This is a genomic window from Endozoicomonas sp. SESOKO2, assembly GCF_024606245.1.
Lineage (GTDB): Bacteria > Pseudomonadota > Gammaproteobacteria > Pseudomonadales > Endozoicomonadaceae > Endozoicomonas_A.
In genome coordinates, this window is the sequence record NZ_JAHHPQ010000612.1 from 42,419 (window position 1) to 54,405 (window position 11,987).

An 11,987-nucleotide genomic window follows, 5' to 3' on the forward strand; every position below is an offset into this window, starting at 1 on the left:
GAGGCTGTTGCAACGCCCTCGCCCTGTATATGAGCGGCTCAGGAGTCATGGCTATTACCCTGAGTAGCAGCACTAAAGAGAGGATTGACAAAAAGATCCGCCTGTTTTCTTGCAACACCTTAACCCTATTAATGGATAAGTATAAACACAGCGTCCAGGCATCCTGGTTCTTAGTGCCAACCCTGCAGATGATTTAAATAATGGGCGTTCCCAGGCAATCGGCCTGGGCCTTAAGAACCTTTTGTCGCAGTCCGTGAGCACTGGTTCTCTGTTCACCTTCCTTGAGTATGGTCAGCAGACAGGCCGGTAGGGCGCTACTTTGGCTGGAAAGCCATCGAGCAAAGCAATCGTCCTTGCTACCACTCCGGGAAGTGGCGAAAAGAGACCCTGAAAGGGCAACGAGGCTTGGAAAGAAATATTCACTACTGCACCTGAATCGTTTGAATTGTGATGCCCTGTGCCCGCAGAAATCGTTCACAGCCCCGGACAAAGTCCAGAGCCCGGGGACCATCGCCATGAATGCACAAAGTTTCGGCCTTGATAGCCACTGTCTGACCATCCACTGAAGTTACTTGTTTGTGCAACACCATCTCTCTGATTTGGTCGAGGGACTTTTGCTCGTCCTCAATCATTGCTCCGGCCTGATCTCTGGGGGTTAGCTGACCATTACTCTGATAGCTGCGGTCGGCAAAGACTTCGCTGGCGGTCATCAGGCCAATGGCTTGAGCCTGAGATATAAGGCAGCTGCCAGCTAATCCATAAAGAATCAGTTCTGGATTAAATTGATAAACTGCTTCGGCTATCGCTTTGGCAAGGCCAGAGTCCCGTGAGGCCATATTGTACAGAGCGCCGTGAGGTTTTACATGGTGAAGCCGACCGCCTTGTGCTGTTACAAAGGCACTCAATGCGCCTGTTTGGTAAAGCGTCAGGGCGTAGGCGTCCTCAGGGCTGATGTCCATGTTTCTGCGACCAAAGCCCTGAAGATCCGGTAATCCGGGGTGAGCGCCGACAGCGACATTGTGTTCCAAAGCCAGCTTTACTGTGTTGGCCATGATATTCGGATCACCTCCATGAAAGCCGCAGGCAATGTTAGCAGAACTGATATACGGCATGATTCCGGCATCGTTTCCCAGCGAATAATGGCCAAAGCTTTCACCCATGTCGCAGTTCAGATCCAGTGTCGGAGTGTTATCAGTATTCATCTTGATTGTGATTCCAGTAATGTTCAGCAGCAATGGCCAGACGATTCAGGTTGATTCTCTGTTCTATCAGTTCCCGTTGAGCCTCTCTAACAGAGACTTCCTGAAAAGTCACTGTGTCCGAGGGCTTTAGTTGTGCGACTCTGGGTAAGTCAGCTGAGATAATATTCCCGATTTTGGGATAACCGCCAGTGGGCTGACAATCACTCATTAGAATAATGGGTTGGCCATCTGGAGGGACCTGTATGGAGCCAGTGGTTGTCCCCTCTGTGATCAGGTTTTCAGAATAGCTGCTTTCGATCTTTTGACCACACAGACGATAGCCCATCCGGTCAGAATCCGGGTGGACAGAGTAACTTTGGCTATAAAAGTGATGCAGACTTTGTCTGGAGAACCAAGACGCTTGTGGACCCCGGATAAAACGAACAGGCTGACTGTCTGCCTGATTCTCAAGATACTGCGTAAACTCACGGCCCACAGCGATATCAGGCTGGAAACCTTTCTTTGCTGAACAGCTGTTAAAGCCAAGCCGGTCATTCTCTTTGAGTGCACGGCCGCTAAGGCCACCGATGCCAGCTGCCAGATGGGTACTGCAACTTCCCAGAACTTCAAGGGCCTGAAAGCCATTTTTAACCCCCAGGTAGCCTCGGCAGCCTGTCTTGAGACCAGAAATCTTCAGCGTTTGCCCTGCTTTAATGGGGGTTACGCAGTTGGGGGCGACGAAATGATTACCTACAGTGGCATCAGCGCTTCCTCCACTGAGACAGATTATCGTGGGTTTATTAAATTCCAGAGTGGGTCCGGTCAGGGTGAATTCCAGCACCGGAGCATTTTCCGGGTTACCCAATATCAGGTTAGTGACTCTGGCTGCGAGAGTGTCCATGGCTCCAGCGGTTGAGAAGCCCAAATTTCGAAGGCCGTATCTACCCAGGTCCTGAAGGGTGGTCAGCATTCCGGGTTGTTTGATGATCAGGCTCACCTTTGCGCCTCCATTTCCTGATGTTCCTTGAAGGAAATGGCGGTGAACTTTACTCTGTCGCCTGGTTTGAGCAGCGTGGGCGAGTCGTTACTGAAGTCCACCAAAGGAATAGGGGTATGGCCTATCAGCTGCCAGCCTCCGGGAGTAGAAAGAGGGTAGATACCCGTTTGCTCACCGGCAATGCCAACGGAGCCAGCCGGTATCGTCAGGCGTGGATGATCAAGTCTGGGAGTCGTTAGCTTTTTGTCCATTCCACCCAGATAAGGAAAACCCGGAGTAAAGCCAAGAAAGTAAACGTCATAGGTAGCTGAAGTGTGGCGATCAATCACTTCCTCAGGACTCAAACGACAATGTTTAGCCACCCGCTCCAGATCCGGAGCAAAGTCACTTTCATAGCAGACCGGTATTTCGACATGATTCCCGGCACTGGTGTCATCCACCTTGAGTATTTTCAGGGTGTTGAGCATTTTTTCTTTTAAAGCTTCATAAGGTGTCGCTGATTGAATCCGGCACGGGTCATAATAGATGGTCAGAGTTGTGTAAGCTGGTACCATCTCAATGATTTCAGGATAGGCCAATTCGAGAAGTTGTTTTGCTGCTGTATGGACGATCAAGTTTATTTTGGGACTGATCCGGTCACCAAAACATAGCAGCAGAGCCGAGTCACCCAGAGGGAAGCACTCACAGGGATGGTTCATATTATTGTCATATTCATAAAGTTTGCACTCGATTCTAACATAGGGTTGAGTTAGAAAACGTCATCCATTAGCCACTTGCCAGAGCCTCTTTTTCTATATAGCTGTCTGCATAATCATGAACTTTTTCAGAGGCTTCAGGCGATGTTGGTGTCTGAAGGAGATGAGGCGTATACTGCTGGCTCTCTATTTTTCCTGTCTTACTCTCTGATCCACTCTATATGACTCAGACCATAGAAACAGATGTTGTCGTAATTGGCGGAGGCATTGCCGGTCTCTGGCTGTTCAATACCCTCAATCAGCAAGGCTATAAAGTACTTCTTCTGGAAAATGCCACTCTCGGTGGAGGTCAGACTATCAAGTCTCAGGGGATCGTTCATGGCGGAACCAAGTACACTCTGACCGGCACCCTGACCAAGTCGGCCGAGTGTATTGCTGGCATGCCAGATCGCTGGCGCCGGGCGCTCAGGGGAGAAGGCGAGGTCGACCTGTCGGGAGCGGCTATACTCTCTCAGTCTCAGTATCTCTGGTCTCCCGGCGATGTAGGCTCCAGGCTTACTACGTTTTTTGCCAGCAAAGCACTGCGGGGCCGGGTGGAGCAGCTGAAGAAAACGGCAGATTTTCCGGATATTTTTCGCCATGAAGGGTTTCGGGGCAAAGTCTACCAGCTCAATGAGATCGTGCTGGATATCCGTACGGTTATCAAGGCGCTGGTAAACGGTCTTAAGGAGCGGATTCTCAAGGTGGACTGGTCAGAAAACACCCGTATTGTCACTGAAGGTAAGAAAATAGCTTTCATTGAACATATAGTTGGAGGTAAAACCTTTCACATCAAGGCGCGCAAGTTTGTTACCGCAGCGGGTGAAGGCACCGAGGATCTGATGACGCTCTGGGGGCTTTCTCAGCCAGAAATGCAGAGAAGGCCGCTCCATATGGTGATGGTTCGGCATCGTCATCCTGAGCCGCTCTTTGCACACTGTCTGGGTACCAAACCTGTTCCAAGAATGACGGTAACCAGCCATCCGGATGGAGAAGATCACTGGGTTTGGTATCTGGGTGGTGAAATTGCAGAAGACGGGATGAAGCGCACACCAGAAGAACAGATCCGGGTGGCCCGAAGTGAGCTGGCAGCATTATTGCCATGGGTTAATCTGGATGATGCTCAATGGGCGACCTTGTTTGTAAACCGGGCTGAACCCAGGCAGACCAAACTACTGAGACCGGATGCCGCTTTCATTCATGATGTGGAAAACGGCATTGTCTCCTGGCCGACCAAGCTGGCGTTGGCACCCAACCTATCAGACGAGGTCATTAAAGTGTTGAACAGACAGGAACTTTCCCCATCTGGCAATCAAGGTTTTGTTTTGCCAGAGGATGTTCAGCATCCTGATATCTGCGAACCATTCTGGAGTGGGGCATTTTCCGATCATGACTGATGACAGGCTTGAGACAAGAACGATGGCCGGCACCGATATTGCGGTTTCTCCCATAGGTTTCGGAACCGTGAAGCTGGGTAGAGATCAGGGGGTGAAATACCCATCCGGATTCAAGATTCCAGATGATCGCGAGGCTAGAGAATTACTGAAACTGGCTCAATCTTTGGGTGTTAATCTGCTGGACACAGCGCCTGCGTACGGGAACAGCGAAGAGCGATTGGGGGCATTGCTAAAAGGTCAGAGAGACAACTGGGTTATTTGCAGTAAGGTCGGCGAGGAGTTTGAGAACGGTGAGTCTCATTTTGATTTCACACCGGAGCACATTCGTTTCAGCATCGAGAGAAGTCTGAAACGGCTGAATACCGATCGGATTGAAATGGTACTGGTCCACTCCAATGGTGATGACGTCAATATTATTCAGCAGTATGGCTGTCTGGAAGTGTTGGAAGCATTGAAAAAAGAAGGCAAGATTCTGGCGTCAGGCATGTCCACCAAAACCGTTGAAGGCGGCATTATGGCTCTGGAAAGGTCGGATATGGCCATGGTGACTTATAACCTGAAGGAGCAGGCTGAGAAACCGGTTCTTGATTACGCCCTGGAGAACCGTAAGGGCATTTTGATCAAGAAGGCGCTGGCCAGTGGTCATGCCTGTCTGGAAGGTGAGGATCCGGTGCAAAAAAGTATGGAGTTGGTTTTTTCTCATCCTGCTACTTCGGCGGCAGTGATTGGCACCATTCATTCCGGGCATTTAAAGAGTAATGCCGAGATGTGCGCCAGAGTCATCAGGCATCTCAACAATCAGGCATCTTAAAAGCTGAGTCTTCGCCGGTTCAGTTAAGTTAGCGAGGGGTTCCCAGCTTTCCATACGCCACATCCATCGCTTTAACAGGGGTGAGCGATGGGGTGTCGGCAATGGCTTCAGCAGCGTACTGACACAGAGAGGCATATTCGTCAAAACTCCATTCTGCGTCGATGTGAGTGGAGAACTCTTTACCTAACAGGTTGACTAAATCGGGTGAATTACTGAAAGCCAGCAGTTCGTTCAGGTAGTTCTGTAATAAATCTGCTTCGTTCGTCCGTTCTGGCTTTTCTTTTTTCAGGGCCGCAAGGGAAGCCTGGAAAGGAATGGCGGGTGCGACTCTTTTTTTACGTTTCTCTGGAGCTGCTTTGGCTTCCGTTTGAGGTCGGATCGTGTTTTCCTGACTTCTTTCCTCTATATACTGTTGGTATTTTGTATTAAGGAAAGGGCCCTCTCCCTTCATAACGTGATTTTTCTCCAGTTTCTCGAGCTCTTTTGGCGTCGCTTTTAAAATCTCCTGAATCTCATTTAATGAGCTCTCGATTTTGTCTTTTGTCTCAGCTGGAAGTTGTTGCGGGTACTTTAAAGCCCTTTCCAGATCTTGCTTAATTTTATGAGCTTGCTCAAAGCATTGGCAGGTAAGAATGATCTGAGCCTGATTGATAGGGTGTGGACTGCCAGAAGGCGCATATCCCCTTGTGTTCGGGAGTTCATCCACCAAACATGAGGCCAGCGCAGGCTGAGTGTTTAGCTGGTGTTTGATAGAGTCAGGATAAGTGCTACCGGCAAGTTGTTCTCGCTGAGATCTGAGCTTTTCCATGCTTTTATCCAGCCCCTCTCTGAAAGACTGACCGAGGTCTGGTGCCTGTTTTAAGGGCTGATGAGCGTCATCTCGTGCATTCCGAACCATCATGGTAAAGCCAACTTTTTTGAAAGCCTCTTTAACGTGTGGTTTCAAGGGTTCCTGTCCGGATTTGCTGGTAAGATTTGCCAGCAGGTCTTCCAGTTCGCTCTGGTTTTTGACGTGTTTAGCAATGACTCTCAATACTGAGTCATGACTGCTTTCTTTGCTGTTTACCGCTTTTTTGAGATCATTCAGGGCTAATTTAAACGCTTTGATGGCTTTTTTCTCTGTGGCTTTTCTCTCTTTAGCCGCGGCTTTGTCAGGGTTGCTTATGCGGCGGGAGAAGAGGCTTTTTTTTGGAAGCTTTTTGCCTTTCCCGTTTTGAGGAACCGTGTTTTCCATGGAGGAGACTGAGACGCCCTTGTGGCGTCCCTCAGGTTTATTAACAGGTTTATTAACGTTCTGTTGACCATGTTCAGACCACGTCGGGCTGATAGAAACCTTTTCACCGCCGCTGATAATACCCATTACTCTATCCCTGAATCTTTGAGTGCTTTCAACTTATTATAGAGGGCAAAGTTCGGGTAAATGATTGTCCTCGGATTTTAGGGAAGATGGCCGCCAACTGTCGAAAAGTTGACGGCAATGCCATTATATTACGGTGAAAGTTGAGCGTGAAAGCATCAGGCGGTTTCTTCAGAAGTCTTGTCCTTCCTGATTTTTTCAACAATAGCCGTCGTTGAACAGTTATCCAGGAACGCCAGAACCTTCACATCACCACCGTATTCGTAGACGATTGGGGCACCGACCACTTCATCGATGCTGTAGTCACCGCCTTTGACCAGAACGTCCGGTTTCACCATTTTGAGCAGCTTTTCAGGGGTATCTTCTTCAAAGCATACCACCCAGTCCACTGCTTCAAGGCCTGCGAGTACGGCCATTCTGCGATCTTCTGAGTTGATGGGGCGGCCTTCACCTTTCAACCTTTTTACCGAAGCATCGCTGTTGATCGCCAGTACCAGCCTGTCACCCTGCTTTCTGGCCTGCTCCAGATAGCCCACGTGGCCAGCATGAATAATGTCGAAGCAACCATTGGTGAAGACGATCTTTTCGCCATGGGCCCGGGCATCTTCGAGGGCAATCTTAAGCTGATCAGGGGTTATAACGCCGCGCTCTGCTCCCAGTTCTCTGTTCACCTCACGGCGTAACTCGGGCATGCTGACCGTTGCTGTACCCAGCTTGGCGACCACAAGGCCTGCGGCAATATTAGCCAGAGCGGCTGCTTTGGGTAGTTCAGCCCCGGCTGCAAGTGCGGTAGCCAAGGTGGAAATAACGGTATCTCCGGCACCGGTCACATCAAAGACTTCACGGGCTCTGGCTGGCAGGTGCAGTTCCTGTTCGTCTCTGCGAATCAGGGTCATGCCATGCTCACTGCGGGTGATCAACATGGCCTCAAGCTCCAACTCGTCCAATAACTGATGACCTTTGGTGATCAGCTCATGCTCGTCTTTGCAGTGGCCGACAACGGTTTCAAACTCATGCAGGTTAGGGGTAATGAGCGTAGCACCACGATAACGCTTAAAGTCGGTACCTTTGGGGTCAACAACTACCGGAATGCCTTTTGTACGTGCCATTTTGATTAGCTGCTGGTGGTTCTGGAGAGTGCCCTTGTTGTAATCGGAAAGAATGACTGCTCCCATGTTTTTTAACAGGTTCGCTACTTTTTCTTCCAGAATATCACTGCTCAGACTGGAGAAAGCTTGCTCTTGATCCAGACGAATCAGCTGCTGATGTTGACTGATGACCCTGAGCTTAGTGATGGTAGGAATGTTTTTCAGCCGGGCAAAATCGCAGTAGACTCCGGCCGCTTCCAGACGGGTCTGCAGGGAGTCGGCTGCTTCATCGTCTCCGGTAGCGGCTACCAGCCAGGCTGGAGCGCCCAGAGAGGCAATGTTCAGGGCTACGTTGCCAGCACCACCGGGTCGATCTTCTATCTGGTTGACGCGGACGACAGGTACTGGCGCTTCAGGAGAGATTCGGGTGGTGCCGCCATGCCAGTAGCGATCCAGCATGACATCGCCGATCACCAGTACCCTGGCTTGATTGAATCGTGGCAGAGTCAGTTTCATTCAGTCTTTTCCACTCGGGTATCATAGAATCCTGCCAAGCGAGATGGCCGGGCTTCCGATAGGTTTACCACGAAATTATCCTTAGGGGTAATCATGGCAAGACCTCCGCTTTTTCAAAGAGTTCAGTTTTATACTGGCTTTGAAGAAGCCAGAGGTGTTACCTCTACGGCTTCTTCCTGTTCTTCCTGAAACTGCATCTGGTGCAGTTTGGCATAATGACCTTTTTTGGCCAGCAGTTCGGCATGGGTGCCGCTCTCTACAATTTCGCCTTTATCCATCACAACGATACGGTCTGCATTCTCAATGGTGGAGAGCCGATGTGCAATGACCAGTGTTGTTCGATTCTTCATGACTTCATCCAGCGCCGCCTGAATATGACGCTCGGATTCGGTATCCAGGGCAGAAGTCGCCTCGTCGAGAATCAGAACAGGAGCGTCTTTCAGAATAGCCCTGGCTATCGCCAAACGTTGACGCTGACCACCCGAGAGCAGCACGCCATCTTCACCGACCAGCGTATTCATGCCCTGAGCCATATTTTTGATGAATTCGTTGGCATGGGCGGCTTCGGCAGCCAGATGGATGTCAGCATCATCTTTTTCCCGCAGGTCACCATAGGCAATATTGCGAGCTACGGTATCATTAAACAGAGTGACATTCTGGTCCACCAAAGCGATATGACTACGGAGGTTTTTCAGACCGTATTCATCAATAGGTGTGTCATCCAGCAGGATTTGACCCTGCTCATGGGAATAGAAACGGGGAATCAGGTTGGCCAGGGTGGTTTTTCCTGATCCGGAGCGGCCCACCAGGGCAATTGTCTCACCCGGATTAACGACGAGATTAATGTTGTTCAGAGCGGGTTTGTCGGCATTTTGATAGTTGAAAACCAGATTTCGAAACTCCAGCTTGCCTTCAACTCTTTTCTTCTCAAAGGTGCCATTATCGGGTTCACATGGCTGGTCAGCCATGTCAAAAATGCTTTCTGCCGCGGCAATACCTTTCTGGATATTGGCATTGACTTCGCTCAGCTGACGAATAGGTTTTGGCAGCAGCGCAGCGGCAGTGACAAAGCTCACCAGAGAAGCTGTGGTTGCATCTCCTTTTAACCACAACACCAGGAAGAACAGGATGGCGAGGGCGCTGTTTACCAGAAACTGAAGGGTAGGTGTATGGACAGCGGAAGCCTTGACCATTTTCAGACCCTGGCGAGTATTGCGATCACTGGCAGTAAAGAAACGGTGGCTTTCATAGCTCTCACCACCAAAGCCTCTGACTACCCGGTAGCCATTGATCGACTCGGAGCTGACGTGGGTCAGATCGCCCATGGAGGTTTGGATCCTGGAGCTCAGCTTACGGAAGCGTTTGCTGGCCGTGCTGACCACTAAGGCAATGATGGGTGCAACACCGATGAATACCAGAGTGAGCTTCCAGTTAGTCAGGATCAGATATCCGAACAGGAAAACAACAGTCAGGCCCTCCCGCACAACCACCTTGACGGCATCGGTGGCTGCGGTGGTCACCATACCCACGTTGTAAGTGATTCTGGCAATCAGGTGACCGGAGTTATTGTTGTCAAAATAGTTGTTGGGCAGCTGAATCATTCGGTTAAACATCAGGCAGCGCAGATCGTGCACAACTGATAAAGACACCTTAGCCAGAAAGTAATTACCCAAAAAGGAACCAATCCCTCTGAATATGGCAATAGATAACATGACGACGGGAATCAGGACCGCCGAAGTCATGATAGAAGCAGGGAGAACACTGCCAAGGTCCTTGTTTATGGTGTTAAAGCTGCCTTCAAGTGCTTCAACAAAATATTCCAGCAAACGGGCAAAGGCAGGCTGGCTGAGTGCAAACATGACATAGCCCAGTAAACTGAGGGCAAAAAAGCCCGAGTAGGGCTTCACATAGCTAAGAAGGCGCAGGTAGATCTGCAGACTCCCCGCCTTGGCTTGTTCTGACATGGCCACTGTAATCAGTTAAAAAATGAGGGGCTATTCTGGATGAATCCGGCTGCAGGCTCAATGGAAAGTGCCTCTAAAACCATGGTTTTTACCGTAAAATGACGTTTTTAGCAAAGCTCTACCTTGCGTTGCCCTCCTTAATTGTACCCGGTTCGATCATTTTCGTGACGTCACGAAAATGATCTGAAGTGTTGTTACCCTGTAAGGTCGGCCTTACTGCCGAGTACACACTCCGATTGAGTTTCTTACATAGCAGAGAGAGTGTGAATACTGAGCATGAGTAGCAATATAGCCTGCACCCGGATCAAAGCAGCTTTATGAATTTTCCGGGCTAAGGTATCATTGGCCGCCTTTTTTATAGTGGAAATAATGAGTATTCGACACACATGAGTGGTATACAGCGGTTATCTTCCACGGCCTATCAAGCTCTGATCGAAGGTGCTGAGGTGATAGAGCAGGACCATTTCGGCGACAAGGTTCTGAAGCTGAAAGATAAAACTTTTCTGAAACTGTTTCGGGTTAAAAGTACTATCAGCTCGGCGTGGCTGAGGCCATATTCTGTACGGTTTGTCAGAAATGCCTCCGAACTCATGGCGCGCGGTATTCAAACGGTGGACATCATAAGCTGCTACCGTCTTGAAAGTTATAAAAACACGGCTGTCCATTATCGGCCATTGCCGGGTCGGACCCTCAGGCAGGTTTTTCCTGCTCTGGATGAAGATGGAACCAGAGTTCTGGCAGAGCAGGTCGCTCAATATATTGCGCACCTGCATGAACAGGGTATCTATTTTCGCTCCCTGCACATGGGCAATATTCTTAAGTTGCCCGACGGTGCTCTTGGACTGATAGACATTGCCGATATGCGCTTTAGCCGGAGTCCTCTGAAAGAAGCGCTAAGGCTCAGGAATTTACACCATCTGGCTCGATATGAGCAGGATGTTCAGTATCTGATTAAGGATCAGGCATTTTGTTCCACCTACGCCAGCCTGGCGGGTGTTGATGTGGACAAGATCGAGGCTGTGATGCAGCGCCTCTGAAAGATTTCAAGAGAGAAAGACAGTGATAGAAAAGTTACGCAATATTGCCATCATCGCACACGTTGACCACGGGAAAACAACGCTGGTTGACAAACTGCTTCAGCAGTCCGGAACATTGGGCCGCAAGGATCAGGGTGCCGAGCGGATCATGGACTCCAATGACCAGGAGAAGGAACGGGGCATTACCATCCTGGCCAAGAACACCGCCATCAACTGGCAGGACTACCACATTAATATTGTGGACACGCCAGGGCACGCCGACTTCGGTGGTGAGGTCGAACGTGTTATGTCCATGGTGGATTCAGTTCTACTGCTGGTGGATGCGGTGGACGGCCCCATGCCTCAGACCCGCTTTGTCACTCAGAAAGCGTTTGAGCAGGGTCTGCGCCCCATCGTGGTTATCAACAAGATTGACCGTCCCGGAGCCCGGCCTGACTGGGTTATGGATGAAGTCTTTGACCTGTTTGATCGTCTGGGTGCGACTGAAGAACAGCTGGATTTTCCGGTTATCTATGCTTCTGCACTGAACGGTATTGCCGGTGATGACCCTGAAAACATGGCGCAGGATATGACGCCACTGTTTGAAATGATCGTCAACAATGTACCTTCTCCCAAGGTGGATGTGGATGCGCCTTTCCAGATGCAAATCTCTGCTCTGGATTACAGCAGCTTTCTTGGCGTTATCGGTATTGGCCGTATCACCCGCGGTGTCCTCAAACCTTCTACTCCGATTCGTCTGATTGGTGCCGATGGCAGTGAGCGCAATGCCAAAATTCTCAAGGTAATGGGTCATCTGGGTCTGGAGCGTGTTGATGTTGAAGAGGCTCGTGCAGGTGACATCGTCTGCGTAACGGGCATCGACAAGCTGAACATATCGGACACCCTCTGCGATCCAAACCATGTTG

General features: G+C 50.0%; 10 protein-coding genes. 4 read left to right on the top strand and 6 right to left on the bottom strand.

What is annotated here, in order from left to right; all coding sequences use genetic code 11:
- Positions 1-422: 422 nt before the first annotated feature.
- The 3 genes from KDK17_RS15090 to pxpB are packed head-to-tail and all read right to left on the bottom strand — an operon-like array spanning position 423 to position 2,876.
- Positions 423-1,202, bottom strand: coding sequence for a LamB/YcsF family protein (locus tag KDK17_RS15090; RefSeq protein ID WP_257288413.1), 780 nt, complete (start codon positions 1,200-1,202; stop codon positions 423-425).
- The gene (locus KDK17_RS15095; protein WP_257288414.1) at positions 1,192-2,178 is read right to left on the bottom strand and encodes a biotin-dependent carboxyltransferase family protein; all 987 of its coding nucleotides are present in this window, start codon (positions 2,176-2,178) and stop codon (positions 1,192-1,194) included. Before KDK17_RS15095 ends, KDK17_RS15090 begins: the two co-directional genes overlap by 11 nt.
- Positions 2,175-2,876 (bottom strand): 5-oxoprolinase subunit PxpB, encoded by a 702-nt coding sequence (gene pxpB, locus KDK17_RS15100; RefSeq protein ID WP_257288415.1) that lies wholly within the window; start codon positions 2,874-2,876, stop codon positions 2,175-2,177. The genes KDK17_RS15095 and pxpB overlap by 4 nt, the downstream gene beginning before the upstream one ends.
- A 218-nt stretch (positions 2,877-3,094) precedes the next feature.
- On the opposite strand from pxpB, the gene KDK17_RS15105 reads away from it, so the two are divergent.
- Both KDK17_RS15105 and KDK17_RS15110 read left to right on the top strand, forming a co-directional pair.
- Positions 3,095-4,309 (top strand): FAD-dependent oxidoreductase, encoded by a 1,215-nt coding sequence (locus KDK17_RS15105; protein ID WP_257288416.1) that lies wholly within the window; start codon positions 3,095-3,097, stop codon positions 4,307-4,309.
- On the top strand, positions 4,302-5,120 hold the full coding sequence (locus KDK17_RS15110) for an aldo/keto reductase (protein WP_257288417.1): 819 nt from the start codon (positions 4,302-4,304) through the stop codon (positions 5,118-5,120). The genes KDK17_RS15105 and KDK17_RS15110 overlap by 8 nt, the downstream gene beginning before the upstream one ends.
- Positions 5,121-5,148: 28 nt before the next feature.
- Here KDK17_RS15110 and KDK17_RS15115 read toward each other — a convergent pair whose 3' ends face one another.
- The 3 genes from KDK17_RS15115 to msbA form a co-directional block, all read right to left on the bottom strand.
- Positions 5,149-6,480 carry a hypothetical protein gene (locus tag KDK17_RS15115; protein WP_257288418.1) on the bottom strand — a complete coding sequence of 444 codons (1,332 nt, stop codon included), beginning with the start codon at positions 6,478-6,480 and terminating at the stop codon, positions 5,149-5,151.
- A 155-nt stretch (positions 6,481-6,635) separates the two neighbouring features.
- Entirely contained in the window at positions 6,636-8,081 is a 1,446-nt protein-coding gene (gene hldE / locus KDK17_RS15120; protein WP_257280177.1) for a bifunctional D-glycero-beta-D-manno-heptose-7-phosphate kinase/D-glycero-beta-D-manno-heptose 1-phosphate adenylyltransferase HldE, read from the bottom strand.
- A gap of 128 nt (positions 8,082-8,209) precedes the next feature.
- A complete protein-coding gene (msbA, locus tag KDK17_RS15125; protein WP_257280176.1) occupies positions 8,210-10,045 on the bottom strand; it encodes a lipid A export permease/ATP-binding protein MsbA in 1,836 nt (611 codons plus the stop codon).
- 386 nt (positions 10,046-10,431) lie between these two features.
- Between msbA and KDK17_RS15130 the strand changes: the two genes are divergently transcribed.
- Both KDK17_RS15130 and KDK17_RS15135 read left to right on the top strand, forming a co-directional pair.
- Positions 10,432-11,082, top strand: coding sequence for a hypothetical protein (locus tag KDK17_RS15130; RefSeq protein WP_257288419.1), 651 nt, complete (start codon positions 10,432-10,434; stop codon positions 11,080-11,082).
- Positions 11,083-11,104: 22 nt separating this feature from the next.
- On the top strand, positions 11,105-11,987 hold an 883-nt coding region (locus tag KDK17_RS15135), incomplete at its 3' end, for a GTP-binding protein (RefSeq protein WP_257288420.1).